Source organism: Psychromicrobium lacuslunae, assembly GCF_000950575.1.
GTDB classification, from domain to species: domain Bacteria; phylum Actinomycetota; class Actinomycetes; order Actinomycetales; family Micrococcaceae; genus Renibacterium; species Renibacterium lacuslunae.
Genome location: NZ_CP011005.1, coordinates 3,346,379 through 3,372,802, shown reverse-complemented (window position 1 = coordinate 3,372,802; position 26,424 = coordinate 3,346,379). Strand labels below are relative to the sequence as shown.

Sequence of the window (26,424 nt, the reverse complement as noted above, 5' to 3'; positions counted from 1 at the left end):
GCGCCTAAAGATATTGACCTGGCGATGCCCCAGCGTCATCAGTGGCCCGCTTAACCTGCTGAGCAGTGTTGACCGGCGCCCGCTGCGGTTCGCCGTTTTCGCCGATCACCACTCCTGGCGCGATCATGGTGCCCGGCGGCAACTGGCGGAGTTGCAACTGGGCCGCAGTCTGCTGATTAGCGATTTGCTGAGCCGCCAAGGCGGTCTGGATGCCGTGGAACAAGCCTTCAAGCCAACCCACTAATTGTGCCTGAGCAATTCGCAGCTCGGCCTCAGAGGGAACTGCTTCATTGCTAAATGGCAGGCTGATGCGATGCAGCTCTTCCATTAAGTCAGGCGATAAGCCATCCTCGAGTTCTTTGATTGAACGTTCATGAATCTCGGCAAGTCGGGTCCTGGCCGCTTCATCCAGCGGAGCACTTTTTACCTCTTCGAGCAGCTGCCGAACCATGGTGCCAATCCGCATCACCTTCGCTGGTTCATCGACCAGATCCTTAAGCGCCCCCTTTGAAGAGCTGGGCTTGGCTTCTTCAACCGATTCAGCAAGCAGGCCCTCGGTGATGGCTTCTACGTTCTCATCGTGAACATCGCTCATGGCTTTATCTTCTCATGCGATTCTCAGAGCGAGCGTTCACCAGCTATCACTCGCTACAGTCATCGATTTTTCGTCGGAACCGCTCCGGACCGAATTCAATGTCGCCGTTGAGAACGGTGATAAGGCCCAAGAATCCTGATTGCATCGGCGGGAATTGGCTTTGAAATCTCAAATAGAACGGTGACCGGAGCGCCTAACGAAGTCGCAATTTTTGCCGCTAGGGCAGCAGTGCAAGAACGACGCCGGCCAGCCAATAGATGCGAGATAAAGCCCTTTGAGCAGCCAGCACTCGCGGCTAGATTGCCAATGGAAACTGACTCCTGTTGCATGAGCGCACGCAAGGTGTCAGCGCTCTTTAGCCGCATGATTCCCCCTATTGAATGGTCAAAATACGCACTAAGTGTCCCTTGGTAATTTATTAAGTGTCAATTAATGGTTTACATCTGCGATCAAAAATGGTAGACACACTCCCCGTTGAGATCCCTGAATCCCTTTAAAGATCTCGGAGGACCGGTCAGCCAAGAACAAAATTTAGTAGACGGGACAAGTAGACGGTTAGATAAGCTTTACTGAGTCAGCACAACTAGTGAGCGGCTGTGCTCCCCCCAAAGACAAGAGAGACCGCGCCGGATGCAATCGATCAGTGAGTTGATAAGAGCTGAACGTGAGAGCTCCGGCCTGTCCTATCGCGATTTGGCTAGCCGCGCAGAAAGTGTCGGTTTCAGTCTCAAATTCCAATATCTTCACGAATTAGCAAACACCGGACCTAAGAGCTGGCCCAAGAATCCAGATACCTTCCGAGCCCTTGCCGAAATATTGAAAATGCCAGTTCGAGAAATCATCCTCGCTTATGCTGTCGACCTTGGGCTTGATGTCGAAAAGACCAACTCAGAACTAGTTACTAGGATGCCAGACAGCACCGACAAACTCTCCAAGGAGATGGTCGAGGCAATTCTCACGTTGATTCGCACCGCTGTGGAGGAAAAGTCGTTCCACAAGCCTGAGGGAGCGCTTAAAGAAAATAAGGAGCAGCTCGTGTTGGCTGCCGACTCCAGCAGTAGCACAGGCAAGGAGAACGTCGACGATCTTGAGGCGCTCGGCGAGGAACCGCAGCTCGCGCGACAGCGCTGGCGCCGGAAGTAACTTCACTCCTTCCGGCTCAACGGTGTCTCAGCAGCCCTCTAGGCTTTTTTCATGTTTCATCCTTGGCGCGCTTTAAGGGATCTTCCGCATATCACCGTGGTTTGGGCCAGATTGGAACACGTCAGCGCACTAACTGATGGAATTTCCATTATCTGGCTCGACAGCCGACTTCTACAGGTGGAAAAAAGATGTTCTTTGACTCACGAACTGATACATATTGAGCGTTCTCACACCCATCGCCAGACACCGGCCGTCGAGCATCAGGTACGCGCCGAAACAGCTCGGCGATTGATCCCCTTCGAAGAGCTCCTGCGACATAAACGCTGGGCCCTTTCGATTGACGAGCTAGCCGATTGTCTATGGGTAACGCCACGGGTGCTCTGCGACCGAATCGACAATTTGAGCCCGAAAGAACGTGCCATCTTCCTGGCTGCCTACTGCGAGGATGGAGCCGATTAGCTACCCATGAGTAACTTATCTCGCTAAGGTGAAGGCATGGATGAGTTAGAGATCGACCGCGTTCGGACCATCGAGTGGCAGGATCCACTCATTGGCGCGAACCTAGCCAAGACAATGAGTGGTTTGGAATACATGCAATCAATGATTGACGGGAAGATCCCGGCACCACCAATCAGCGGTTTGATGCGGATGACGGCGGTCTCCGCGACCGTCGGCGAAGTCACCTTTAGTTGCTGGCCCGATGAATCGATGTATAATCCGATCGGCACGGTGCACGGTGGCCTAGTCTGCACTCTCTTGGATTCAGTATGCGGCTGTGCAGTTCAAACCACCCTGCCGTCGGGACAGGGATACACCTCGCTGGAGATCAAAATCAATTATTTACGCCCGGTGCTCTCCGGCACCGGTGAACTGACCGCAATCGGCAGGGTCAGCAAACCTGGCAGTAGAGCTGCCTTTGCCGAGGGGAGCGTGCTCGATTCGAACGGGAAGCTGCTTGCGACCGCCTCTAGCACGCTACTGGTCTTTCCATACTGACTCCTCGCCGGACTAGATCCAGCCTTGCTCCCAGGCAATCTTTGCCGCCTCAAAACGAGTTTGCACTGCGAGTCGAGCCATCGCCGAGGAGATGTAGTTACGCACCGTTCCCGGGGCGAGGTGCAAGGTCTTTGCCATGCTCTGCACCGTCTCCCCAGCCCGGCTCAATCTCAAGACATCGAGTTCTCGCGAGGTAAGCGGACAGCTTTCGGCGTTGAGGGCGACCGCGGCAATCTCGGGGTCAACGTATCGTCGCCCCGCCGCAACATCACGGATCACCATTGCCAGTTTCTCCGCCGGCGTTGACTTGGGCACAAACCCAGCCACCCGGCTTGCCAAGGCACGGCGCAACACACCCGGTCGCGCATGTCGGGTCACAATCACCACAGCGGTATTGACCTTAGCCAATATCTCCTCGGCCGCATAGATTCCGTCGCTCGGGGGCATCTCCAAATCAAGCAAGCAGACATCTGGCTGCAATTCCTTAGCCAGAGCAACAGCGTCGCTGCCATTATCCGCTGAGCCCACTACCAGAATGTCTTCTTCCAGTTCGAGCAAAGCCACCAGGGCACCACGGATCAGTTGCTCGTCATCAGCAATGATGAGACGGATCTGTTTCATAATGCCTCCGGCAATCTCGCTGTCACGGTAAATCTCTCTGCAGATTGAGCTACTTCCAACGAACCCCCCGCTGCCTCCAGGCGTTCTTTGAGCGCCCGAAGGCCGGTCCCCTCGGCTGTCACAACATCCTCCGTTCTGATGATTCCGTCATTACTCACCGATAGCACCAACATGGCGGCCTCAGCGCTCAACTGAATACTCACCTTGCTCGCCGCCGAGTGCCGCAAAATATTGGTGCTTGCCTCGCGCATTAGCACCCCGAAAAGGGTGCCCTGGTCTGCGCTCAGCTCCACTCCGTCGGCGCGCACAGTTGCCTGAATCGAGGCCGCCTCAAATACTTCGGCAGCGTTCCTTAGCTCGGTGGTGAAAGCTACCTGACGGTAGCCCCGCACCAGCGCCCTGGTATCTTCGAGCGCGGTTCTCGCCAGTACCTGGGCTTCGTGCACTTGCTGCCGTGCCGCTTGCGGATCACGATCCATCAGCCGCTCCGCTAATTCCGTCTTGAGCGCGATCACCTGCAAATGGTGGCCCTGGATATCGTGCAGGTCTGCGGCAAAGCGAAGTCTTTCCCGCGCCACCGAAAGCTCGGCGAAGGCACTGCGGCTGCGGTCAAGCTGCACCACAATATTCCACCACCACAGACCCATTACCAAGGTGATAGGCGCAAAGAACAGAATGAAAAAGAAATAGAACGCCAGCTGCTGGGACTCAAAACTGAACAGACCGATCGGATCGGCACCACTGAGCACCCCGGCCATTAGCCGGAGCAGGCCGATGGCTGCAGCGGCCAACAACAAACCGAACATGCGATTTTTGGGCAGCAGCGCTACCATGCAGCAGGCCGCCCACCAGGCGGGCACAGTCATCATCAGATCCCGTGGCTGTTGAAGCGAGGCGAGCACGGTCACCAAGATGGCTGGCAGTAACAAAATCAGCTGGTAACGCAGCGCAGGCAGCCCGGCGCCAAAACCGCGCCGCAACAACCAGGTATAACGCACTGCACCGATCAGGCTGAGCGCGAGTGAGCACACCAACGCCCAATCCCGCCAGCCAACAATCGGAGCCACCGCTAGCAGTTCCAGAAAAAGCAGCGCATAAGTAGCAACCAGAATGGCTACCATGGAGAAGAGCGTGTACCACCAGGTGAACATCACTCCACGCCCACCGCTTTCCGAGCTCTGCGTGGCAAGCGGTTGAGAGATCATTTTTTCTTTCCCATCTGGCCATCGTAGAGCTATGACAAAAGTCATGGTGTGCTTGGGAGATATTCAGCGGATTCAATGACATCCGGAAACTACTCTGCTCGGACCCACTCATCGATGCTGGAATTATGAACAATTTTCCCGATGATGAAGTTGCTATCGCAACCCAAGGGATGCGATGCAGCTACGGCAGCTTTGAAGCTGTCAAGGGTATTGACCTGAGGATCCGACACGGTGAATTCTTCGCGCTGCTCGGCACCAACGGAGCTGGCAAAACAACCACTATGGAGACCTTAGAAGGCCACCGACCGGCAACTGCTGGCACCGTCAGTGTGTTGGGCGCTGACCCGTTCAGACAGAAGGCGGCGTTGCGACCTCGACTCGGCATCATGCTGCAGGAGGCGGGTTTCGCCGACGATCTGACCGTAAGGGAGACGGTTGATCTCTGGTTGCGGCTGTCAAGTGGGGCTGGCTCCAAACAGCGCCGCCAAAGCACAACTGAACAGTCCCTAGAAACGTTGGAACTCTCCAGCAAGGCCTCAGTCCGAGTCAAACAACTCTCCGGAGGCCAGCGCCGCCGACTGGATCTAGTGCTTGCGACCGCAAATCGCCCCGAATTGCTCTTCCTCGACGAACCGACCACGGGGCTCGATCCGGAGTCTCGAGCCCGCACCTGGTCGGTGATCAGAGAGTTGCATAACAGCGGCACCACCGTGCTGCTCACCACTCACTACCTGGAAGAAGCCACTCAATTAGCCGAGCGGCTCGCGATTATGCATGAAGGAGAGCTCGCCTTGACCGGTTCGGTAAGCGAAGTTCTCGCCTCGGAGCCAGCACTTTTGAGCTTTTCGGTGCCTTCGGATACCAGTTTGGCTGAGCTGAATTTGGGCCAGTCGGTGGTTACCGAAGCGGCTGAATTACGGGTCAGCATCCGAACCCATCAGCTGCAAGCCGACTTGCGCGCACTACTCAATTGGGCGGATGAAAGGCGGCTCAGGCTTGACCGACTCAATGCATCGGAGGCCTCACTCGACGAGGTCTTTCGGAGGATTAGTTCCCGCCAAAGCAGCCCGGACAACTCAGCCCTCAAGCCGTCCGCAAACGATCTGGAGGTCGCCCGATGAATCCGCTAGAGCAAAGCAGCAGCAAGCAACTCAGCCCACTCTCCAGAGCGCTATCGATTGCCTGGTCGGAAGCAAAAATCACCTTCCGCAATAAGACCGTGCTCACCGGGGCGTTGATCATTCCTTTGGTGTTTGGCGCCTTTTACGTGATTTCCGGCTCGGCTGGAGGGGCGCTTGCCACCCTGCAGGTCGTCATGCTGATCACCTTGATCTCGGTGATGGGGGTCTACCTCACAGCGACCACCACGCTGGCGACCCGTCGCGAAGAACTCTTCCTGAAAAGACTTCGCAGCGGCGAGTCTTCGGACGGCTCAATCCTGGCGGGTATGTTGTTGCCCAGCATCATCTTGGCCGTCCTGCAACTCGCCATTGTGTTGGTGGCGTTCTTCTCGCGTGGTGCCGAACTGCCAGGACAGCCTTGGCTGCTAGTGATCGCACTCTCGCTGTTCATCGCTATGTGCTCCAGCTGCGGTCTCGTCACCAGTGTTTACACCCCCTCGGCTGCAGCGGCGCAAATCACCGTTATGCCATTCTTCCTTTTGGCGCTGGGCACCGCGATCTGGACAGCGGTGCTTCCGGACGGGGATTTCCGCACCTTGCAATTGCTAAGCCCGGGCGGCGCGCTAGCCATCTTGGTGAGCCAAGCCTGGGAAAGCTCACCAAGTTGGGGCGACTATCTTCCCGCGCTCGCTGTGATGCTGGCTTGGACGGTGCTCTTCGGATATTACGGCGTGAAGAAATTTCGCTGGGACAAACGCTGAGCAAAGGCTTCCGACGGTAGATTCGGAGCATGAGGTTCTCAGATCAGGTGGTCGCGGTCACCGGCGGCGCGCAAGGGATCGGAAGGGCCACTGCTGTGCGTTTCCTCTCCGAAGGTGCGCAAGTGGCCATTCTCGACTTTGCCCCGCAGCAGGCTCGCGACTTAGCTGAGAGGTTCGGCGAGCAACTCGCTCTGCTATACTGCGACGTCACTGACCCTGACTCGGTCGATCAGGCAGTGGCAAAGGTGATTGAAAAGTTCGGCGCACTGAATGTCCTGGCCTCGGTAGCGGGCGGAGAACTTCCGAGCGACGATCCTTTCGATGAGCATTACTGGGACAGCATTGTGGCGCTCAACCTGCGCGGTCCAGCGAGGATCATCCGGACATGCATCCCTCATCTCAAAGCCACCCGCGGCAACATTGTGTTGGTCAGCTCGGTCAACGCGTTACAGGCCTTCAGCAGCCTGGCCTATTCCAGCGCCAAGGCCGGGCTGGGCATCCTGGCTAAGAACCTTGCCGTAGAGCTCGGCGAGAGCGGCATACGAGTCAATGTAGTGGCGCCCGGGACGGTGCGAACCAGGGTGTGGGAGAACCAGCAAGGGGGTGCGGATCGAATGGCTCCGCTCAGTCCGCTGGGCAGAGTGGGCGAGCCCGAGGATATTGCCGCCGCCATTGCTTTCCTGACCTCAGCAGAAGCCTCTTGGATTACCGGAGTGACCTTGCCGGTCGATGGCGGCCAGACCGCCGGGCCGCTGACCGCGATGAAGTTATTGCGCTAAGTGGCTACACCGCTAACTCAGCAACACCTACCCTGCGGGTTGGCATCCTGACGATCCGCGTGATCCCGCCAAAACTGCCGCTCCGTCATTATCGGCTGGCCTGGGTGGGCCGCTAGCTGATGCGCTCGGTACTTCTGATAGGCGTCCTCCCCCATCAGCCCTTTCACGTACCAAGCAATCGCCCGGAAAATCTCCTTCATCGTCGCTTCCCTAGCTCAGTGACCAGACCGGACTGGCTGCTGATCCTTCGGCAACGCGTCCCAGGCCGCTTGGATCTCCTTTTCGGCCGGCGTCGCCAGCAGACCGGCCGGAGCGAAGATTTTCGAGGCCACCTCGGGATCCTCGTTACTGGAGACGGCTCGCGATCGGAACGCCCTGAACGTCATCAGCAACGCAACCAGAATCACCACGATAGACAGCACCACAAAGATCACCGAAAGCACGCCCTGGATCATGGTGTTGCGCACCACCGCCTCCATCGCCGCCACCGTTTTAGCGGTACCGAAGGAGGTCTTGCCATCGGCGAGCGCCTGGCTGAAAGCGGCATTCTGCGCGAAGTACCCGACCGCCGGCACCGGGGAGAAGATCTTCTGGAACGAGGCGGTAATGGTCACCACAGCGGCGAAGGCGAGCGGTAGGCCGACGATCCAGAGGTACTTCCAATTTCCGTTCCGAGCCACAATAACCAGGCAAATTGCTAATGCTATCGCTGCGAGTAATTGATTAGCGATGCCGAATAGTGGGAACAAGGTGTTGATGCCGCCAAGCGGATCGGTCACGCCCATCAGCAACACCGCTCCCCAAGCCGCCACCATAATCGCGGTGGTGAGCCATGCCCCGGGTCGCCATGAAGTGTCTTTGAGCTTCGGCACAAAGTTACCAAGGGCGTCTTGCAGCATGAAGCGCGAAACCCGAGTGCCGGCATCGACCGCGGTGAGGATGAAAAGCGCCTCAAACATAATGGCGAAGTGATACCAAAAGCTCATAAATGCCTGCCCGCCAACGAACTGGTGCATAATCTGAGCCAGCCCTACCGCGAGAGTAGGTGCGCCACCGGTACGTGAAATGACCGTTTGTTCCCCCACATTCTGGGCGGTTTCGGTGAGCATTTGCGGATCGAGGTTGACCCCCGAGAGGCCGAGCGAATTCACGAAAGCCACCGCACCTTCGACGGTGCCGCCCGTTGCTGCTGCGGAGGAGTTCATCGCGAAGTAAATGCCTCGGTCAATCGAAAGGGCAGCGACCAAAGCCATAATTGCCACGAACGATTCCATCAACATGCCGCCATAGCCAATGAACCTGGTTTGCCGTTCTTTTTCAATCAGTTTCGGCGTCGTGCCGGAGGAGATCAAGGCATGGAATCCGGAGAGTGCGCCGCAGGCTATGGTGACGAACAAGAAGGGGAAGATTGAACCTGAAAAGACCGGGCCGTTGTCCCTGCCTGCGAACTCGCTGAAGGCGGGCACGTTGATCTCGGGCCGGACGATCACGATGGCGACCGCGAGCATCACAATCACCCCGACCTTCATAAAGGTGGAGAGGTAGTCGCGTGGGGCGAGCAATAGCCAGACTGGCAGAATCGCAGCGATGAAACCGTAGATGATGATGCCCCAGGCAATTGTCACCTTATCCAAATGGAAGAAAGCCTCACCCCACTCGGTGTGGCTCACCCAGCCGCCGCCGACAATCGCGAGCATCAGCAAGATGAAGCCGATAATCGACACCTCTGTCACCTTGCCCGGACGGAAGAACCGCAGGTAACAGCCCATGAAGAGCGCAATAGGAATGGTCATTGATACCGAGAAAACACCCCAGGGGCTCTCCGCCAAAGCATTGACCACCACCAACGCCAAGATGGCAACGATGATCACCATAATCACCAAGGTGGCGATCAAGGCCGCGGTGCCGCCGATTACACCGAGTTCATCCCGAGCCATCTGGCCAAGCGACCGGCCACCTCGACGCATCGAAAAGAACATCACCAGGTAGTCCTGTACCGCACCGGCTAGCACCACACCGACGATGATCCACAACGTGCCAGGCAGATACCCCATTTGCGCGGCCAGCACCGGTCCGACCAAAGGCCCAGCTCCGGCAATTGCGGCAAAGTGATGGCCGAACAAAATACGACGATCAGTGGCCGCAAAGTCTTTACCGTCAGCCTTGTATTCGGCCGGAGTTGCCCTGCGGTCATTTGGCTTGAGCAAGTACTTTTCGATGTATTTGGAGTAGAACCGATAGGCGATGAAGTAGGTACACACTGCGGCGAAGACAAACCAAATTGCATTCACCGTCTCACCGCGCACCACAGCGATCATCACCCAGGCCACACCGCCTAGGAGAGCTATCAATGCCCAGAGCGTTATTTTGAACGGCGTCCATTTCCGATCCTCGGCCTGAAGCTGTTCCGGCGCTACCGCTACCGGTGGCGATTGCGGCCTTTCTGGCTCTGCCGCGGATGTCTTCTTGGACATGTCTCCTCCTTGAGAATCTGCTGTGTCCCAGATTACCCCGCGGGGCATACTGGGTTAATGACTCACCGCGCGATAGACCTCAATGAACGGTTTGACCAATTTAGCGAGACTTGGTCCCCCAAGGTAATCACCACACTGAACGACTACGAGATCAAGCTGGTCCGGCTCGACGGCGAATTCGTCTGGCATGCCCACCAGGACACCGACGAGCTCTTCCTGGTGCTGAGCGGCAAGCTCACCATCCAATTACGCGAGGGTGAGGTGCGGCTATCTGCCGGGCAGCTCTTCGTAGTGCCTCGTGGAGTGGAACACTGTCCGATCACCGAGGGCGGAGAAGTTCGGGCCATGCTGATCGAACCCGCGGGCGTGATCAATACCGGCGATGCTGGCGGCGAGCTGACCGCGAGTTACGACGACTCGCTCAGCTAGGCCTGCTCGGCCTGGTAGGGCTAGTCACAGAACCTTTCTATTTGAACGTGTTCAAATAATCTGCTTGAATAAGTTTTGAACACGTTCAAAAAATTGGGAGAGCCAATGACAGCCAAAAGCGAGCAGACAAAACAACTTGTCATTGACACTGCCTTGGCGATGTTCCAGGAACGCGGATATGAAAAGACCACAATGCGCGCCATCGCTCAGCGCGCCGAAATCTCACTCGGTAGCGCCTATTATTATTTCGAATCCAAAGACGATTTGGTGCAGGAGCTCTATGCGAGAATCCAGCTTGATCATCGCACCGCCGCATTGCGGGCAATCGCTGGAGAAAAGTAGCTCAGCCGGCGCCTACAACTTGTCCTCGATACCGGCTTGACCGTGATGGCGCCATACCACGATTTCGGCTCGGCCTTCCTGCAAACCGCGATCTCCCCGGGTAGCAGCGCAAGCCCCTTTCACCCTGCATCCGCTGGCTCCCGCGACGATGCGATCGAGCTGTTCAGGCAAGCCCTGACCGACGCAAATCCGAGCACTCCCAACAGTTTGCGGAACGAGCTACCGGAGCTGCTCTGGTTGGGCTATCTGGCGCTGGTCTTCTTCTGGGTGCACGATGACTCGGCGGAGCAACGACGTAGCCGCGTTTTGGCGCATGGAGCAGCCCCGCTGATCGCCAAGCTAGTTACCCTGGCCAAGCTGCCAATCGCTCGAAAGATCGTCGAAGACGCGCTTTCGCTGATGAGAAAGGTAAGTCAATGAACAAACCCCCGGTAGTAATCGCCGGAGCCAGCGGCTTCATTGGACACTATTTAGCCCGTCGGTTCAGCCAGGATGGTTGGCAGTTGAAAATGATTGGTCGCAACTCAGAGATTCAATGGGGCGATACCGAGGCAATACGCCAAGCTCTCGAAGGCGCTGAGTTGCTCATCAATCTGGCCGGGCGAAGCGTCAGCTGCCGGTACAACGAGGCCAATAAGGCCGAGATATTTGCCTCGAGAACCGAAACCACCGAGGAGCTTGGCCGGGCGCTAGAAGCGTGCCAAAATCCGCCCCGCGATTGGTTCAACGCCAGCACCGGGACCATCTACCGTCATGCTGAGGACTGCCCGCAAGACGAAGCTAACGGTGAACTTGGCAGCGGCTTCTCGGTAGAGGTTGCCAAAGCCTGGGAAGCCGCGCTGGATCAGTCGGACACACCGGCAACACGCAAGATCCCGCTGCGAATGTCGATCGTGATGGGGCCGAATGCCCGTGACCTGGGTCGGAGAGGACCCGGCGGCGCGGGCGTAATGCGACCCTTCCAGATCCTCAGCCGCTTCGGCCTGGGCGGCCGGATGGGGAAGGGCACGCAAAAATACAGCTGGGTTCACATCGAGGACCTCTATCGGGCGATCATCTTCATTCACCAGCATCCGCAGCTGCAGGGCCCGATTAATATCGCCAGCCCGGAGGTAGTGAGTAATGCCGAGTTGATGCGCCAGTTGCGCATCTCACTGAAAATTCCCTTTGGCATCCCCACTCCCGCGTGGCTGCTCGAATTGGGCGCGATACTTATCAGGACTGAGACCGAATTGGTGCTCAAAAGCAGGTGGGTTGACCCAGCCAAACTACGAGCCGCCGGTTTCAAATGGCAATATCCGCAGTTGCCAAGAGCCCTGGAAGCCATTGCTGACTATGGGAAGACGGCCAGGGAGCTGGACTGAGCCAGAGCGACCGAGCGTTAAATATTTGTTACATCCGTAATAAATTGCTGACATCTTGTTTCATTTCCAGCAGAACTGATTATTCTTGATCGAAGCATCCGCTCCAGGATCAGCTATAACCTCGTCCCAATGAAGTGGCCGAACCGTGATGGCTTCCGGATGGATGCGCCAATCCATTAGTACGCGATCATTTCACCCGCCCTGCGGGGTATCGCACCTTCAGACTGGACACCCATGCGAAAATCAGCACGAATGGGGCTAGCCACTGCTGTGGCCCTCAGCGTTGCGGTCGTCGGCTTCTCCGGCACGGCTAACGCAACACCGATCCATGCCCCGACGATCCCCAGCGAGCAAACCGCTCCCCCGACCGGCTCCGATACCAAGCCGTCAACCAACCCAGCCGCTAGCGAGCCTGCCGCGTCAAACAGCCCCGCGCCGTCAACCACGGCCAGCGCAACACCGTCGACTCCGTCCAGTACAGCCCCGCCGAGCGGTAACAGCACGCCTAGTTCAGCGCCGCCCAGCAACACCGCTAAGCCGAGCAGCAGCAAGCCTGTAGGTAAAAGTCCTCAAGCAACTAAACCTGCCGCACTTCCGCCCGGCGTCCCAGACCCACTCGACCCGACCGATCCTAAAATCTACAATTCCAGCAATCCGGCTGGCACCGGCATCCCCAAGAGCGTAGCCAATAATTTCGGTTCGGCGAGCACTCCGGGCAGCTATCAGATCGGCAGCCCTAAGCCAGGTGGCAAGAGCACCGGCGTAGTACCTGCTGGCCTGGAGAGCTACTACAGCCAATCGATCAGCTGGGAATCCTGTGCCGATTATGGCAACGGCGACTACTACACCGGGTCTGCCTATACCTGCGGTTACGCAATTGTGCCATTGGACTATGCTCAGCCGAACGGTCCGACCATCGCGGTAGCGATGCTGAAAATTCACAAGAGCGGTGGCAATGCTAAGCGACAGAATCTCTTCATGGACCCGGGCGGCCCAGGATTCCCCGGGATGAGCTTGGCCAATAATGTGGGTGGCTACTTCAGCCAGGCCAAGCTGCTCGATGACTATGATCTGATCGGTTTCGACCCGCGCGGCGTCGGCTCTTCGGCACCATCGATTCAATGCGCATCGGATACCTTCATCGATGCTCAACACCAGGGTAGCGATTTACTCACTTCAGCAGATCTCAACAAGACCTTAGAACGCAATACCCAGGCCTGCTATAACAACACCGGCAAGGGCTTTGGCATTAACGGTGAGGATTTCATCGCCAATGTAGGCACCAATAATGTGGTGAAGGACCTCGATGTGCTGCGCAGCGTGGTCGGCGATAGCCGGATCAACTATCTGGGGTTCTCCTATGGCACCTCGATTGCCTACCATTATGAATTGCAGTTCCCGGCGAATATTCGGGCCATGATCATTGACGGCGTGGTAAACCCCTTAGAGAACAACCCGGCCGAAGCAGCGAAGTTCAAGGACATCACCGGCAATTCCGAGGTGGACCCCAATGATCAGATCAAGGGGTTCCAGGCTACTTTCGAACAATTCGCGGCCTCCTGCGCGAGCAATGATGGCTTCGACTACAACGGCACGAAGGTGCCCTGTGCACTCGGTACCAGCACCGATAAAGCGACCTTGCAGGCCAACTATCAAGCAATTTCGCAGCAGGCTTGGGGAGCCCAGACCTACGGCAGCAATAGCCTCAATCGCCCTGTGAGCTTTCAGGATTTCACTAACGCCACTATTGAGGCGATGTACTCCGAAAGCCTCTGGCCTCAACTCAACGCCGGTCTGACGGCGGCGAAGAACAACGAGGACGTCGCCGATCTGCTGAGCCTTTCCGATCAGTACTGGCAGCGCAGCCCGGAGGGACGCTATCAGTCCACTACGAGTGCCGCTTTCCCCACCATTAGCTGTGTGGATAACGGTTCAACACCCCCGGTGGATGATGCGACGGCGAAGAAGAACATTTTGGAGACTTATCGAGTTGCCCCATTCACTGACCCGGGTAAGAACGCAGATGGCAGCCAACGCGGTCTGGAGCCGCAGGTCGACTGGTGCACCTATTACAAAGTGAAGGGCACCTTAGCGAAGGGTGTTGAGATCAAGGCGCTGTCAAATGTGCTGGTTATTTCGACCACCTACGATCCGGCAACTCCTTACCCCAACGGCGTGGTCCTAGCCAAGCTCACCGGTAGCACGCTGCTGACCGTTGCCGGCAATGATCACACTTCTTATTTAGGCAGCCACGATTGTGCCAATCAAATTGCTGATACCTATTTGAAGACGCTGACCATTCCAACCGATATCACCGGAGCTACGGGGGTTTCCACCAAGGACATCTACTCCAAGGTGATCACCGGTAACGAATGTCAGGTGGACACCCAGTGGCGGGCGGTGCCCAAGGCCGCCGACGCCGCCAGCTCGCCAGGTAAGCAAGTAACGCTGAGCGCAAGTGGCCTCGCTCGAGGCAGCAACTATTCGGTCACTGTGCAGCAGAAGTCGGCGCAGAGTAAGCAGCGCGCGGCCCTGCTGGCGGCGCCCGCCCCGATCATTAGCGTCAAGTCGGTAACCGCCTCTGCCGACGGCACCATCTCGTTGCCGGTGACAGTTCCTGCTGACGCTGCGGTGGGTGATTACTCGATTACCGTCACCGGGATTGAGGACATCAACCAGGTACTCGCACCGGCGATTGGCACCTTGACCTTGGTGAAGGCCACGGTCCCCAGTACCCCGACTACCACTCCGCCTACGACACCGGCCACTAGCCCTGGCAGCACCCCCGTGGTGAAGCCTGCCGGTAATATCACCGATCCTGGGCAGAACGCCGGAGGTGAATTGCCCAACACGGGTGCCGATGTGCGGTGGCCAGTGTTGGGGGCCGGTGGATTGCTGATCGCCGGGCTGGCGCTTTACCTCGGCTCACTACAACGACGCCGCGCTAAGCACTAACAACTATTGAATGGGGCTAAAAGCCCCTTAATGCGGGCAGGGCCCGGGCAAACTGCCCGGGCCCTGCCCGCAATTTCCCAGTGTGGGCTAATCTTTCAGAGCCGCTTTACTCTCAAAGGCATGTCCCTCTTCCTGGTCCAACTGGGTCGGCCCCTTATTACGGAACGCCCAAATGTAGACCGCCAGCGAAATCGCTATACAGACAGTGACATAGCTGAAGAACACGCCATCGGCCTTCGCCTCATGTAGCGCCTTGCCGATATACGGGGCGGTGCCGCCGAAAAGAGCGTTCGCAATGCCGTAGCCAAGGCCCACGCCAAGTGCCCTGATTTCACGCGGGAAGATCTCTGACTTCACTAGAGCGTTAATCGAGGTATAACCGAGCACGATCAGCAGCGCCGACATCATCAGCAGGAACGACAGCCACGGATTATTTGTACCGCTCAAGGCACTCATAATCGGCCAAGTGAGCAAAACTCCGCCAATACCGAACCACAGCAATAACGGCTTCCGACCGATCCGGTCCGAAAGCGCGCCGGCCACCGGCTGCAGCAGCATAAAGATGAACAGAGCGGCGAAGTTCACCCAGGTCACCGTCGGTTTATCTTTAATGGTGCCGTTCATCAAAATCTGCATATACGAGGTGAAAGTGTAGAAGGCCACGGTGCCGCCCATGGTCAGGCCGATCACCACTAGGAACGGCTTCCAGTGCTTCGACAACAGTCGGAAGGTGCCCGGCGCGGCCTCGCCTGCTTTGGCGTTCCGCGCCGCATCGAGCTGCGCTTGGGGTACTGATTCGACCATGCCACGCCGGATCCACATCACCGTGACCGCGGCGAGCGCACCGATCACGAAGGGAATTCGCCAACCCCATTCGCGCAATGCTTCCTGGCTCATCACAGCCTGCAGAATGATCTGCACCACGAGCGCTAAGACCTGACCGCTTACTAGCGTGACGTACTGGAAGCTAGAGAAAAAGCCCCGTTTGTTTCGGGTGGCCATCTCGGACATGTAGGTAGCACTTGTGCCGTATTCACCGCCGACCGAGAAACCCTGCAGTAGCCGGGCCAAGAACAGCACGACAGTAGCTCCGACGCCGATCTGCGCCACTCCGGGCGAGACCGCTATCAGCAGCGAACCGCCCGCCATCAGGATCACGCTCAAAGTGAGCGCGGCACGACGGCCATTTCGATCCGCATACCGGCCGAAGAACCAGCTACCCACCGGTCGCATGATGAAACTGGCCGCAAACACCCCCAAAACGCCAAGGGTGTCCTTATCCTCCGAACCGCTCGCAAAGAAAACGTGTCCGAAGTATGAGGCGAACACCGTGAAGGAGTAGAAGTCGTACCACTCCACCATGTTTCCGGCCGAACCCCTGAGAATATTTCCGACCACCGAACGAGCTTTCAGCGCCTCGCGCTCTGGATCATGAGTTATCGTCATTGGCAATCTCCACTTCATCGTTAGCTTCGCCGTCTCAGACTATTGCGCGGGGTTCACCGCCACAAAATGTCATATCGACACAAATATTGCTGACAACAGCCGGGGCCGGACGCTTGATCGCGGCTCCGCTTCCTATGAATAGCGAACAGCCCATTCACAGTATGAGCTTAGTCACGTAAGGTTTTTCACAACGACCCAGCAGGGCCGTTCTCTTTGGGGTCTGCCAGTTCAACTGGCAGCTGAGAGCAGGAATGCGTCCGCTGCGTCTACCGCAACGGGCTCCGTTGTGAAGGAAGAAGATGACCCAAGCCTCAAAAAGGCACGTGCGGACAGTCACCCTGGCTGGCCTCACCGGCATCGCGCTTCTGTGTGGCACCGGGCTGCAAGCCCAGGCAACAGAAGCACCAAAAAACTCGGTTCCGGAGTCAAACAACTCGGTGACCGTCCCAGCAGATAAGATCAGCGGAAACCTGGCCACGGCCAAGGGACCTGTCTCGGTCTTTGTGCAATTTTCCGGCCAGGGCGCTTTCGCGGCCACCCAGCCGCAAACGGTCAAAGAAAAGAGCAGTGCTCCGGTCAATGCCGCGCCCACGGTGAAAAAGATCCGCACCGGCATTGAACAGACAGCGCAGTCGGTGACCAGCCAGGCTTCAGCGAAGAAGCTTTACACCACCACTAACACCCTTCCCGGTGTCGCGATCAATGGCGATGCGGCGGCTATCCGGGATCTGGCCAAGCGCACCGACGTGGTGAAAATTACTCCGATCGTGCCGAAAAGCATTCCGGATAATAAATCAACCGATATCGACACTCGCGCCCTGAATACTTGGGCCCAGACCGGACAGACCGGTAAGGGTATCAAGATTGCCGTAGTGGATAGCGGCCTTGACTACACCCACACCGATTTCGGTGGCCCCGGCACTGCTGAGGCCTACAAGACTGCTGGCGCCTCAGCTACCCTGGTTCCGGGCACTTACGACCCGAACAAGTTCCTCGGGGGCTACGATCTGGCCGGCGATGACTACGATGCAAACCCGGACAACCCGACGTACCAACCCATCCCGCACCCGGACGCCAACCCGCTGGACTGCGTCACCGGTGGTCACGGCACTCACGTCGCTGGCACCGCGGCCGGTTACGGTGTGAACGAAGATGGTTCTACTTTCACCGCGGGCCAAAATGGTAGCCCGAAGTACTCGGACCTCACCGCGGCGCAGGTCAATGGCCTACGCATCGGCCCCGGCTCAGCTCCCGAAGCCGGGCTGTACTCCTTCCGTGTCTTTGGCTGTGTAGGCAGCACCAATCTGGTGATCGACGCCCTGGACAAGGTGCTTGATCCGAACGGTGATGGCAACTTCAGCGACCGGGCGGACATCGTGAATATGTCCCTGGGCTCCGACTACACCCCGACTGATGATCCCGAAAACGACGTCATCAACGAACTCACCAAGACCGGCGTGCTCTCGGTGGTGGCTTCCGGCAACGCTGGCGATTTCTACGATATCGGCGGTTCGCCGGGCAACGCTAAGACCTCCCTCACGGTGGCGAACTCGATTGGCTCACAAGCCGCTTTGGATCGAATTGATGTACTTGCGCCAGCCGTCGATAAGGCTGCCGGTCAGTATTCCTCGAACTTCGACTACTCAGCCCCTTCAGTTACTCCGGCACAACTCACCGGTACCGTGGTGATGGGCCCGAGTGGCGCTAACGCTGATGGCTGCGCCGCGTTCTCCGCGGAGGACGCCGCGAAGGTCAAGGGCAAGTGGGTTTGGCTGAGCTGGGACGATAACGATGCCACTCGTAAGTGTGGTTCAGCGGTACGCTACAACAACGCTCAAGCAGCAGGAGCCACCGGTGTGGTTTTCGACTCCACCCGTGACGTCTTCGCAGCCGGCATTGCCGGTAACGCAGGCATTCCCGGCGTGCAGTTCACCAAGACTTACTCCGATAAGTACCGCGCAGCCGCTGCCGCCGGCACTTTGCAGTTGCAGCTCAAATCCGCTTACCGGGGCACCGCTGGTGGTGACACCAATGCGCTAGATACTTTGAACCCAGGCTCCTCACGTGGCGTACACGGGTCGAACGGCGTGGTGAAGCCCGATGTGGCCGCGCCCGGTACCTCGATTGGTTCGGCGGGCGTTGGCACCGGCAACGGCGCAAACGTCAAGAGTGGCACCTCGATGTCGACTCCGCATGTCGCAGGCATCGCCGCTTTGGTGATGGCACAGACCAAGCTGTCTGCCCTGCAGGTGAAGTCGATCGTGATGAACACCGCCACCCACGACCTATTCAAAGGTCAGTTCGCTTTCGGCCCCAACCGGGTCGGCTCGGGCCGGGTAGATGCGCTCAACGCGACCACCACAAATGCGCTGGCTTATGCCACCGATGACCCCGAGTTGACCAGCGTGAACTTTGGGGTGCTCGAATTGGCTGATAAGCCGCTCAGCATCACCAAGTCGGTAACCGTGAAGAGCTTCGGCGGAGCTGCTCGCAACTATGCGATCAAGTACCTGCCGGCTACCACCATCCCGGGCGTTGAGTACGTGGTTAGCCCAAGCGTCAACGTGCCCAGCGGCCGTAGCGCAACCTTCACGGTGACCCTCAAGATCGCAGATCCTAAGGCACTGCGTAAGACTTTGGATCCGACAATGGACGCCACTCAGTTGGATACAGCTCGGCAGTTCATTGCCGAAGCTTCCGGCCGGGTCGAGCTCTCTAGCGTCGGCGCTCCGAGCTTGCGAGTTCCGGTTTATGCCGCTCCTAAGCCAACCTCAGCAATGACGGCTGGCAGCGCGCTGAACTTCGGCACCGGCACCAAGACTCCGGTCTCCCTTACCGGACGAGTCCTGGAGCAGGGCAATGTGGATGCCAATGGTTACAACGGCCTGGTAGCTCCCTTCGAGCTGCAGACCCAAAGCCCGCGAATCGACAAGCTCGATGAGACGGCAGCCCCCGACGCCAAGGAAAACCTGGCGATGCGGGCGATGGATCTGCAGAACGTCGGCGTTTCCTCGACCATCCCGGCGCTGAAAGAACTCGGCGGAGATGTTAAAGACGGCGAAATCGCCTTCGGCATCTCTACCTGGGGCAATTGGGCGGCACTGACGAAGTTCATGCCGGTCTATGTCGATATTGACACCAATAATGACGGCGTTGATGACTTCCAGTTGCGGACCGGCACCGCTAGCGGTCTTGATTTACCCTTGGTGATCATCTCGCAGTACCAGGCGGATGGTTCGGCCAAGGTGATTGGCAACCTGCCGCTCAACGGCGTGGATGGATCACTTGATTCCAACACCATGGATAGCAATGTGATGAAGCTATCGGTACCCGCTTCCATCCTGGGCATTGACGGTTCCAAGCCAGCGCCGTTCACCTACACGGTCACCACCTACTCCATCTACAAGGAGAAGGACGGCAACCTGGTGCCGGTCGATCAGACCGCGCCGGTGAAGTACGATCCGGTCAACCCGGCGCTGTGGTTCGAAGATGGCTCGGCGAGCACCCTCTTCTTCGACCGGACGAACGCTGGCATCAATGCCTACCGGGCACCGGGTAACACCACCGCTAAGGCGCTGTTCTTGCACTTCCACAACGCCACCGGTGACCTGAGCGCCACTGGCAACGGCGGCAAGAAGGCCGAGATCGTGCCGATCAAGGCCAGCAATCCGGCGGCGGCAAGTGTTTACCTAGCACCGTCAACCGTTTTCCAAAGCACCCTTACCGTTGCGATTGGGCAGAAATTTGCTGCCAACTCCGCGATTAAGGTAACCGCGGAGAACGGCGCCACGCTGGCAACTGGCAAGTCCGATTCACGAGGCAATGTGATCATTCTGGTCAAATTACCTAAGTCACTCGGCGCCGGCAGCCACACCCTGACGCTCACCGACGCCACCGGCAAAACTGCCTCGGCTAAGTTGACGGTCAAGGCCTGGCCGAGCTGGCCCAAGCGCTAAATCACTAGCCTGAGAGAGGGGTGCGGACCAGACGGTCTGCGCCCCTCTTCCAGTTAATCGCGAGCCCCTCGATACAGCCCGTCGAGGATCGGCGCGAACCTAGGTACATCCAGCCACTTCGCAGCCAGCAAAGGTACGCTGAGCGTTGATGGAAATCTTTCACCTACGTTATTTCGTGGCGGTTGCGGAGCACTTGAGTTTCTCCAAAGCTGCCAAGAGCTTACAGATGGCCACTTCACCGCTCAGCCAGCGCGTGCGCGACCTGGAGCGCGAGCTTGGCACAGTGCTTTTTGAACGCGACTCACGTAGCGTCAATCTGACCTCAAGCGGCGCCGTGCTGCTCCCGCTGGCTCAAGAAATACTGAGAAAATTCGATGACATCCCGATCAGGATGAACAAACCCTCAGCGCACGAACCGCTCGCGTATTTTGTCGGAATCGCACCGTGGTTGCCGCCCTCGTTACGTCAAAAACTACTCAACTTCAGCGAAGAATATTCGGACCGCTATCAGCTCAATCGCTGGCCCGCGGGAAGCCGCGAGCTGCTCACCGCAGTTCATCAAGGACGTCTAGCCTTCGCCTTAGTGCACCTGCCCGCGCAGCTGCCCGGCGTATCCAGCCAGGAGATCTACCGCGAGGAGATCGGCGCCGTGCTACCGGCGAAACAATTTGCTGGCCGTGAGTCGGTAGCGCTCACCGACCTAGTCGATTTCACCTACATTAAGACGGCTAAAGGTACTCAACCCACCTACTACGACCAACTCGAGATCAGGATGTCCGCTGCGGGCGTGCACAAGCGTGCAGTGCTGAGCACGGGTGAATTCACTAGCCCAGCCGAAGTGGTCTCCAACGGAGACGCCTTTTCACTGACCATTCTGAGCCAGAACATCTCGGTTCATTCGGTGAATAGGGACGAAGTTATCGCGCTGCCGTTTAGCGATTTCAACCCCGAGCTATCGACCGGCCTGATCTGGCGAACTGATCGCGCTGAGGCGGGTGCTGATCTTGCTGAATTAGTCGCCGCGGTGCGCACGGCTTTCACGCCAAACTGAGCGTCCGCGCTCGAAAAATCCCGAGAATCTGGACAAGAATCGTGATGACCATTCCGGTCACGCCAACGTCCTCGCAACGGTGTCGAAACTAGCTAGAGATTGATTGCCTAAGCGAACTAGTGTTAAAACTGAGCCCAGAAATAGCGACTCAACACCTTCGAATCAGAGATTCGATGAAGCTAATTGTGAGGAACGCAGTAATGACAAAACAAGCTGTCACCAGCCTTTCCGTTACCAACGCTGGACCGCTCGCCGGAATTCGAGTGATCGATATGGCAACCGTTGTAATGGGCCCCTATGCCGCCCAAGTATTGGGCGATCTCGGTGCCGATGTGATCAAAATTGAGTCACCAAATGACACCATTCGCTCGGGCCTTTACGCCAAAACCCCGGGGATGACCTCCCTGCATTTGAACGTGAACCGCAATAAGCGGAGCGTTGCTTTGAATTTGAAGTCTGACGAAGGTCACGCGGCAGCGATGGAGCTGATCGGATCAGCCGACATTCTGATCTCCAATATGCGCATCGATGCGCTCCGCCGACTTGGCATGGATTATGAGAGCCTGAGTGCTAAATTCCCGAAGCTGATTTACGTCCACGCGCAAGGCTTTCGTCCCGATTCGGATCGCGCCGGGCTCGCCGCCTACGACGAAACAGTCCAAGCCGCTTCCGGCTTGCTAGACGTCGCGCAGCGTGCTGCCGATATCGAAAAGCCAGCCGTGTTGCCCACTATTTTGGCTGATAAGGTCTCAGCTTTGACGATGGCTTACAGCGCAATGGCAGCATTAGTCCATCAACAACGGACCGGACAAGGCCAAAAGGTCGAGGTACCGATGACCGACACTATGCTCGCGTTCAATCTGGTCGAGCATCTACAGGGTCAGGCCTTCGTGCCCTCGCTGAGTCAAACCGGTTTCCCGAACTCTCTGATGAAAGGGCACTATGCTCGCCCCACCAAGGACGGCGGTCTAGTCATGGTGATCCCTTACGGCCCACAGAATTTCCGCGACTTGTTCATCGCAGCGGGCCGAGCCGAACTTGCCGAAGATCCCCGCGTCAACAACGAATTCATTGATGTCCGCAAAGACGGCAACGACCTTTCAGCGCTCCTGGATCAGGTGGTTCCCCTTTTGACTACTGAACAGTGGGCCGAGATTTGCCTTAGTAAGAGCATCCCCTTCGGGCCGGTGTTGCGTCTCGACGATGCAATGGACGACGAATATGTCCAGGACGGTCACCTGCTCGATGTAGCGGAGCACCCCAGCGAAGGATCGATTCGGATGATCGGGGTACCGATGCAGTTCTCCGCTACACCAGCTTCGATTCGACGGCATGCGCCGCTGCCCGGCGCGGACACCGAAGAGGTGCTTGCGGAGCTAGCGGCAACTAAAAACCTGGGCAAGAACGAAGAACTAGCAGGAGTCTCAGCATGAGCACACCAACTGAAACAGAGCCCGAGTCAGTACTGACCGAGGTCATCGGTAGCACCTTGGTCATCACCATCAACCGACCAAAGGCGCGCAACGCGGTGAACGGCGAGGTTGCTCTCGGCCTAGCAGCTGCACTCGATCGGCTTGAGCATGACGACGAGCTTCGGGTTGGCGTAGTAACCGGCGCAGACGGCACCTTCTGCGCCGGGATGGACCTGAAAGCGGCCGCCAGCGGCGAAAGGGTCAATGTGCCGGGCAAGGGCTTCGCAGGGTTTGTCGAGGCTACCACCAGCAAACCATTGATCGCTGCCATCGAGGGCTACGCGCTGGGCGGCGGTCTGGAAATAGCTCTCAATTGCGATCTGATCGTGGTAGCCGAGGGCGCTACTCTCGGCTTGCCCGAAGTCACCCGTGGACTCATTGCTGGCGGCGGCGGGGTGATTCGGCTGCCACAGCGCATCCCGCACCAGCTGGCGATGGAGTTGTTGCTCACCGGTTCCAGTATTGATGCGAGTCGCGCCCAAGAACTCGGCCTAGCGAATCGGGTCACCGAAACGGGCCATGCCTTGGCCGCCGCGCTCGAACTTGCCACCGTGATCAGTCAGAATGCGCCGCTAGCCTTGGCCGCCGTGAAGAAAGTTAGCAGAATCGCGGCTTCGGTCCCTGAATCTGAGGCTTTCACCGCCCAGGCAACAGAAATTCAAAAGCTCATGAAGTCCGCCGACGTCGCGGAAGGCATCAAAGCCTTCACCGAGCGCCGGGCGCCTCAATGGACTGGGAAGTAGGCAATCATGAACATCGACGAAGTACGCGCACAAATCACCACCCCCTTGAGCAGCCCAGCCTATCCCCCGGTCAGCTCCCGGTTCACCAATCGCGAATATCTCAACATCGTCTATCGCACTGACGCCGAGGTGCTCCGCTCAATCGTCCCAGAGCCGCTAGAGATCGCGGAACCACTGGTCCGTTTCGAAATTATGAAGATGGGTGATTCCACCGCCTACGGCCCCTACGTTGAGGCTGGGCAGGCCATCCAGGTTTCCTACCAAGGCGAGAAGGGCGAGTACCTGCACGCCATGTACTTGGATAATTTCGCGGCCACTGCAGCCGGACGCGAGCTCAGCGCCTACCCGAAAGTGATGGGCAAACCGGGGCTGACCGTGGACTCCGGGGCGCTACTGGGAACTCTCGACTACGGCTCAGTCCGGGTGGCGACCGCCACAATGGGCTACAAGTTCTATCCGCTGGATTTCGAACAGGCTAAGGCCCAGATCACCGTCCCCACTTTTATGCTCAAAATCATTCCGGATCTCGACGGTAGGCCGCTCTCAACGAAGCTGGTCCGCACCGAAATCACCGACATTACCGTCAAGGAGGCCTATACCGGCCCGGCCCGGCTGCAGTTCTTCGAACATGTTCTCGCGCCATTGGCCGATCTGCCGGTACTGGAGGTCATTTCAGCCAGCCATATCAATACCGACCTCAGTTTGGCCCCCGCAGTGCCGGTGTACGACTATCTGGCCGAAGCCAAAAATACGGGAGGAACTGTGAAATGAGTACTCAAGAGATTAAGAGTGTCGCCGTGGTTGGTGCAGGCACCATCGGATTGTCCTGGACCGCGCTTTTCGCCAATGCTGGGCTGAACGTCACGGTGAGTGATCCGCGGCCGGACCTAGCCGACGTCGTCCGCGATTCAATGCCAGAGCTGGCGGCTTCACTGGGCACTTCAGCTGAAGCCTTGCTGGCAAAAATCAGCATCTCTGCCTCGCTCGCCGAGGCTGTTGCCGAAGCCGATCTGGTCCAGGAGAACGGTCCGGAACGGCTCGAGTTCAAACAACAGCTCTTTGCCGAGATCGCTGCCGCGGCGCCAAAGCATGCCCTACTCACCTCCTCGAGTTCCGGCATTGTCGCTACCCTGATCGCCGCACAGCTCGACGAGGAGGCAGCTGCCCGGATGCTTATCGCGCACCCCTTCAACCCGCCGCAACTCATGCCGCTGGTGGAAATCGTACCGGGCGAACGCACCAGCGAATCCGCGACCCTGGCTGCCATCGACTTTTATCGCGCGCTAGGCAAAGTGCCGGTCCGCGAGCACAAAGAGGTTCAAGGCTTCGTCGCCAACCGGCTACAAGCCGTGGTGCTCAAAGAAGCCTTCAGCCTGGTGTTGCAGGGCGTGGTCACGGTCGAAGAACTCGACATCGCGATGAAAGCTTCACTGGGTGCTCGCTGGGCCACTATCGGGCCGTTCGAGAGCTACCATCTGGGCGGCGGCCCAGGCGGCATCCGGCACATGTTCGCCCACCTCGGAGCGAATCTCACCGGAGATGACTCCGGCGTTACCGAAGCCGACGTCGAAAAACTCATCAACGAGGTTGAACGCAGCTACGGTAGCGGCGCGGCCGCTTACGCCAAGCTGGCGGCGGCACGCGACCGAAAACAAATCGCCGTCAATAACGCCTTGAAAAGCGCTGTCGAATAACACTGCCAAGTAAGACGGTTCGCATACCTTGGCAATCAAGAACTAAAAAATTCTCTCCAGAAAGCACGTGATATCCATGGCAAGGCCAGCAAACACCAACCCCGACTACTTCGGCTTCGAGGAACTGCTTACCGACGAAGAACGCGGCGAACTCGCCCGAATCCGCGAGTTCTTAGACAGCGAGATCAAGCCGCTCGCCAAAGACGCTTGGGATAAGACCGAATTCCCCTTCGAAGTGATCGAGAAATTCGCGGAACTGAACCTGGCGGACGGACAGTTCCCGGGCTTCGCCTCCTCCGGTAAGCAACGCCGTGCCCTGATGACCGGTTTTCTGAGCATTGAACTAAATCGGATGGATCCCTCACTCGCGGTCTTCTCCGGTGTGCACACCGGCCTAGCAATGGGTTCGATCTACGGCGGTGGCGATGAAGAGCAGCGGCAGCGCTGGCTGCCAGACATGATCGCCTGGAAGAAGATCGGCGCGTTCGCGTTGACCGAGCCGGAGGGCGGCTCCGACGTCTCCGGTGGTATGCGCACCACGGCTCGCCGCGAGGGCGATGAGTGGATTCTCAACGGCGCGAAGCGCTGGATCGGCAATGGCACCTTCGCCGATCTAGTAGTGGTTTGGGCACGCGATGAGGCCGATAACCAGGTCAAGGGCTTCGTGGTGGAGAAGGGCATGCCGGGCTTCAGTTCGGCCAAGATCGAAGGCAAGATCGCGCTTCGCACGGTGCAGAACGCGGATCTCAGTTTTGATAACGTCCGAGTGCCGGAAGCCAACCGCTTGCAAAATATCAATAGCTTCCGAGATACCGCCGAGGTACTGCGGGCGACCCGTGGCGGCGTTGCCTGGCAAGCACTCGGAGTCTCTATCCGCGCCTATGAACTGGCCCGCGACTACGCCACCACTCGGGTACAGTTTGGAAAGCCTATCGCTTCCTTCCAGATGATCCAGGACCTGCTGGTCAAAATGCTCGGCAATATCTCAGCGATGTTCGGCATTGTCACCCGGCTCGCTCAACTGAGCGAGGAATTACGCGACACCCCCGAGCAGGCCGCCCTGGCTAAGGCGTACTGCACCTCGAAGATGCGCGAAACCGTAGCCTTTGGCCGCGAGCTCTTTGGTGGCAACGGCATCGTCCTTGACTACGAAATCGCCAAACTGTTTTCGGACGCCGAGGCGATCTACTCCTTCGAAGGCTCCCGTGAAATGAACACCCTGATCGTGGGCAAGAACGTGACCGGGATCAGCGCTTTCATCTAAACCGAAGCCCCCT

The 26,424-nt window shown here is 57.9% G+C and carries 25 protein-coding genes; 18 read left to right on the top strand and 7 right to left on the bottom strand.

The features are described from left to right. Positions 1–4: 4 nt before the first annotated feature. Positions 5–595 (bottom strand): bacterial proteasome activator family protein, encoded by a 591-nt coding sequence (locus UM93_RS15910; RefSeq protein ID WP_045076470.1) that lies wholly within the window; start codon positions 593–595, stop codon positions 5–7. Between the two features lie 95 nt (positions 596–690). After that, on the bottom strand, positions 691–960 hold the full coding sequence (locus UM93_RS18150) for a helix-turn-helix domain-containing protein (RefSeq protein ID WP_045076469.1): 270 nt from the start codon (positions 958–960) through the stop codon (positions 691–693). A 457-nt stretch (positions 961–1,417) separates the two neighbouring features. On the opposite strand from UM93_RS18150, the gene UM93_RS17875 reads away from it, so the two are divergent. From UM93_RS17875 to UM93_RS15890, 3 genes are read left to right on the top strand one after another with little or no spacing between them, the layout of a single operon-like run. Beyond that, entirely contained in the window at positions 1,418–1,738 is a 321-nt protein-coding gene (locus UM93_RS17875; protein ID WP_199921777.1) for a hypothetical protein, read from the top strand. A 51-nt stretch (positions 1,739–1,789) separates the two neighbouring features. Then, complete coding sequence (locus UM93_RS15895; protein ID WP_045076468.1) at positions 1,790–2,197, top strand: hypothetical protein; 408 nt, start codon at positions 1,790–1,792, stop codon at positions 2,195–2,197. 36 nt (positions 2,198–2,233) lie between these two features. Beyond that, positions 2,234–2,734 carry a PaaI family thioesterase gene (locus UM93_RS15890; RefSeq protein WP_045076467.1) on the top strand — a complete coding sequence of 167 codons (501 nt, stop codon included), beginning with the start codon at positions 2,234–2,236 and terminating at the stop codon, positions 2,732–2,734. A gap of 12 nt (positions 2,735–2,746) precedes the next feature. Here the strand turns inward: UM93_RS15890 and UM93_RS15885 are convergent, their stop codons facing one another. Next, complete coding sequence (locus tag UM93_RS15885; RefSeq protein ID WP_045076466.1) at positions 2,747–3,355, bottom strand: response regulator transcription factor; 609 nt, start codon at positions 3,353–3,355, stop codon at positions 2,747–2,749. After that, positions 3,352–4,560 (bottom strand): sensor histidine kinase, encoded by a 1,209-nt coding sequence (locus UM93_RS15880; protein ID WP_045076465.1) that lies wholly within the window; start codon positions 4,558–4,560, stop codon positions 3,352–3,354. Before UM93_RS15880 ends, UM93_RS15885 begins: the two co-directional genes overlap by 4 nt. Before the next feature lie 125 nt (positions 4,561–4,685). On the opposite strand from UM93_RS15880, the gene UM93_RS15875 reads away from it, so the two are divergent. The 3 genes from UM93_RS15875 to UM93_RS15865 are packed head-to-tail and all read left to right on the top strand — an operon-like array spanning position 4,686 to position 7,221. Next, complete coding sequence (locus tag UM93_RS15875; protein ID WP_045076464.1) at positions 4,686–5,681, top strand: ABC transporter ATP-binding protein; 996 nt, start codon at positions 4,686–4,688, stop codon at positions 5,679–5,681. After that, positions 5,678–6,442: an ABC transporter permease gene (locus tag UM93_RS15870; protein ID WP_045076463.1), complete on the top strand. Its 765-nt coding sequence runs from the start codon at positions 5,678–5,680 to the stop codon at positions 6,440–6,442. Before UM93_RS15875 ends, UM93_RS15870 begins: the two co-directional genes overlap by 4 nt. A gap of 29 nt (positions 6,443–6,471) precedes the next feature. Next, positions 6,472–7,221: an SDR family NAD(P)-dependent oxidoreductase gene (locus UM93_RS15865; RefSeq protein ID WP_045076462.1), complete on the top strand. Its 750-nt coding sequence runs from the start codon at positions 6,472–6,474 to the stop codon at positions 7,219–7,221. Between the two features lie 17 nt (positions 7,222–7,238). Here the strand turns inward: UM93_RS15865 and UM93_RS15860 are convergent, their stop codons facing one another. Then, entirely contained in the window at positions 7,239–7,421 is a 183-nt protein-coding gene (locus tag UM93_RS15860) for a YbdD/YjiX family protein (RefSeq protein WP_045076461.1), read from the bottom strand. Between the two features lie 15 nt (positions 7,422–7,436). Further along, entirely contained in the window at positions 7,437–9,695 is a 2,259-nt protein-coding gene (locus UM93_RS15855; protein ID WP_157874181.1) for a carbon starvation CstA family protein, read from the bottom strand. A gap of 57 nt (positions 9,696–9,752) precedes the next feature. On the opposite strand from UM93_RS15855, the gene UM93_RS15850 reads away from it, so the two are divergent. From UM93_RS15850 to UM93_RS15835, 5 genes are all read left to right on the top strand, one after another. Then, on the top strand, positions 9,753–10,124 hold the full coding sequence (locus UM93_RS15850; RefSeq protein ID WP_045076459.1) for a cupin domain-containing protein: 372 nt from the start codon (positions 9,753–9,755) through the stop codon (positions 10,122–10,124). Positions 10,125–10,229: 105 nt separating this feature from the next. Beyond that, positions 10,230–10,466: a TetR/AcrR family transcriptional regulator gene (locus UM93_RS18085; RefSeq protein WP_324606735.1), complete on the top strand. Its 237-nt coding sequence runs from the start codon at positions 10,230–10,232 to the stop codon at positions 10,464–10,466. 45 nt (positions 10,467–10,511) lie between these two features. Further along, positions 10,512–10,886 (top strand): hypothetical protein, encoded by a 375-nt coding sequence (locus UM93_RS18080; protein ID WP_422784962.1) that lies wholly within the window; start codon positions 10,512–10,514, stop codon positions 10,884–10,886. After that, a complete protein-coding gene (locus UM93_RS15840) occupies positions 10,883–11,830 on the top strand; it encodes a TIGR01777 family oxidoreductase (protein WP_045076458.1) in 948 nt (315 codons plus the stop codon). The genes UM93_RS18080 and UM93_RS15840 overlap by 4 nt, the downstream gene beginning before the upstream one ends. 234 nt (positions 11,831–12,064) lie before the next feature. Then, a complete protein-coding gene (locus UM93_RS15835; protein WP_082057200.1) occupies positions 12,065–14,785 on the top strand; it encodes an alpha/beta hydrolase in 2,721 nt (906 codons plus the stop codon). 87 nt (positions 14,786–14,872) lie between these two features. Here the strand turns inward: UM93_RS15835 and UM93_RS15830 are convergent, their stop codons facing one another. Beyond that, a complete protein-coding gene (locus UM93_RS15830; protein ID WP_045076456.1) occupies positions 14,873–16,231 on the bottom strand; it encodes an MFS transporter in 1,359 nt (452 codons plus the stop codon). 299 nt (positions 16,232–16,530) lie between these two features. Between UM93_RS15830 and UM93_RS15825 the strand changes: the two genes are divergently transcribed. The 7 genes from UM93_RS15825 (at position 16,531) to UM93_RS15795 (ending at position 26,411) form a co-directional block, all read left to right on the top strand. Then, the gene (locus UM93_RS15825) at positions 16,531–20,187 is read left to right on the top strand and encodes a S8 family peptidase (RefSeq protein ID WP_052663855.1); all 3,657 of its coding nucleotides are present in this window, start codon (positions 16,531–16,533) and stop codon (positions 20,185–20,187) included. 148 nt (positions 20,188–20,335) lie between these two features. Further along, positions 20,336–21,238 carry a LysR family transcriptional regulator gene (locus UM93_RS15820; RefSeq protein ID WP_045076455.1) on the top strand — a complete coding sequence of 301 codons (903 nt, stop codon included), beginning with the start codon at positions 20,336–20,338 and terminating at the stop codon, positions 21,236–21,238. A gap of 200 nt (positions 21,239–21,438) precedes the next feature. Beyond that, on the top strand, positions 21,439–22,671 hold the full coding sequence (locus UM93_RS15815; RefSeq protein ID WP_045076454.1) for a CaiB/BaiF CoA transferase family protein: 1,233 nt from the start codon (positions 21,439–21,441) through the stop codon (positions 22,669–22,671). Beyond that, positions 22,668–23,453: a crotonase/enoyl-CoA hydratase family protein gene (locus UM93_RS15810; protein ID WP_045076453.1), complete on the top strand. Its 786-nt coding sequence runs from the start codon at positions 22,668–22,670 to the stop codon at positions 23,451–23,453. The genes UM93_RS15815 and UM93_RS15810 overlap by 4 nt, the downstream gene beginning before the upstream one ends. Before the next feature lie 6 nt (positions 23,454–23,459). Then, positions 23,460–24,224: an acetoacetate decarboxylase gene (locus UM93_RS15805; RefSeq protein WP_045076452.1), complete on the top strand. Its 765-nt coding sequence runs from the start codon at positions 23,460–23,462 to the stop codon at positions 24,222–24,224. After that, entirely contained in the window at positions 24,221–25,147 is a 927-nt protein-coding gene (locus UM93_RS15800) for a 3-hydroxyacyl-CoA dehydrogenase NAD-binding domain-containing protein (protein ID WP_199921775.1), read from the top strand. Before UM93_RS15805 ends, UM93_RS15800 begins: the two co-directional genes overlap by 4 nt. Positions 25,148–25,223: 76 nt before the next feature. Then, positions 25,224–26,411, top strand: a complete 1,188-nt coding sequence (locus UM93_RS15795; RefSeq protein WP_045076451.1) for an acyl-CoA dehydrogenase family protein — start codon at positions 25,224–25,226, stop codon at positions 26,409–26,411. The last annotated feature ends 13 nt before the right edge of the window (positions 26,412–26,424 follow it).

Coding starts and splice junctions, on each gene's coding strand:
- UM93_RS15910 (WP_045076470.1), bottom strand. CDS start 595: ATGAGCGATGTTCACGATGAGAACGTAGAAGCCATCACCGAGGGCCTG.
- UM93_RS18150 (WP_045076469.1), bottom strand. CDS start 960: ATGCGGCTAAAGAGCGCTGACACCTTGCGTGCGCTCATGCAACAGGAG.
- UM93_RS17875 (WP_199921777.1), top strand. CDS start 1,418: ATGCCAGTTCGAGAAATCATCCTCGCTTATGCTGTCGACCTTGGGCTT.
- UM93_RS15895 (WP_045076468.1), top strand. CDS start 1,790: ATGTTTCATCCTTGGCGCGCTTTAAGGGATCTTCCGCATATCACCGTG.
- UM93_RS15890 (WP_045076467.1), top strand. CDS start 2,234: ATGGATGAGTTAGAGATCGACCGCGTTCGGACCATCGAGTGGCAGGAT.
- UM93_RS15885 (WP_045076466.1), bottom strand. CDS start 3,355: ATGAAACAGATCCGTCTCATCATTGCTGATGACGAGCAACTGATCCGT.
- UM93_RS15880 (WP_045076465.1), bottom strand. CDS start 4,560: ATGATCTCTCAACCGCTTGCCACGCAGAGCTCGGAAAGCGGTGGGCGT.
- UM93_RS15875 (WP_045076464.1), top strand. CDS start 4,686: ATGAACAATTTTCCCGATGATGAAGTTGCTATCGCAACCCAAGGGATG.
- UM93_RS15870 (WP_045076463.1), top strand. CDS start 5,678: ATGAATCCGCTAGAGCAAAGCAGCAGCAAGCAACTCAGCCCACTCTCC.
- UM93_RS15865 (WP_045076462.1), top strand. CDS start 6,472: ATGAGGTTCTCAGATCAGGTGGTCGCGGTCACCGGCGGCGCGCAAGGG.
- UM93_RS15860 (WP_045076461.1), bottom strand. CDS start 7,421: ATGAAGGAGATTTTCCGGGCGATTGCTTGGTACGTGAAAGGGCTGATG.
- UM93_RS15855 (WP_157874181.1), bottom strand. CDS start 9,695: ATGTCCAAGAAGACATCCGCGGCAGAGCCAGAAAGGCCGCAATCGCCA.
- UM93_RS15850 (WP_045076459.1), top strand. CDS start 9,753: ATGACTCACCGCGCGATAGACCTCAATGAACGGTTTGACCAATTTAGC.
- UM93_RS18085 (WP_324606735.1), top strand. CDS start 10,230: ATGACAGCCAAAAGCGAGCAGACAAAACAACTTGTCATTGACACTGCC.
- UM93_RS18080 (WP_422784962.1), top strand. CDS start 10,512: ATGGCGCCATACCACGATTTCGGCTCGGCCTTCCTGCAAACCGCGATC.
- UM93_RS15840 (WP_045076458.1), top strand. CDS start 10,883: ATGAACAAACCCCCGGTAGTAATCGCCGGAGCCAGCGGCTTCATTGGA.
- UM93_RS15835 (WP_082057200.1), top strand. CDS start 12,065: ATGCGAAAATCAGCACGAATGGGGCTAGCCACTGCTGTGGCCCTCAGC.
- UM93_RS15830 (WP_045076456.1), bottom strand. CDS start 16,231: ATGACGATAACTCATGATCCAGAGCGCGAGGCGCTGAAAGCTCGTTCG.
- UM93_RS15825 (WP_052663855.1), top strand. CDS start 16,531: ATGACCCAAGCCTCAAAAAGGCACGTGCGGACAGTCACCCTGGCTGGC.
- UM93_RS15820 (WP_045076455.1), top strand. CDS start 20,336: ATGGAAATCTTTCACCTACGTTATTTCGTGGCGGTTGCGGAGCACTTG.
- UM93_RS15815 (WP_045076454.1), top strand. CDS start 21,439: ATGACAAAACAAGCTGTCACCAGCCTTTCCGTTACCAACGCTGGACCG.
- UM93_RS15810 (WP_045076453.1), top strand. CDS start 22,668: ATGAGCACACCAACTGAAACAGAGCCCGAGTCAGTACTGACCGAGGTC.
- UM93_RS15805 (WP_045076452.1), top strand. CDS start 23,460: ATGAACATCGACGAAGTACGCGCACAAATCACCACCCCCTTGAGCAGC.
- UM93_RS15800 (WP_199921775.1), top strand. CDS start 24,221: ATGAGTACTCAAGAGATTAAGAGTGTCGCCGTGGTTGGTGCAGGCACC.
- UM93_RS15795 (WP_045076451.1), top strand. CDS start 25,224: ATGGCAAGGCCAGCAAACACCAACCCCGACTACTTCGGCTTCGAGGAA.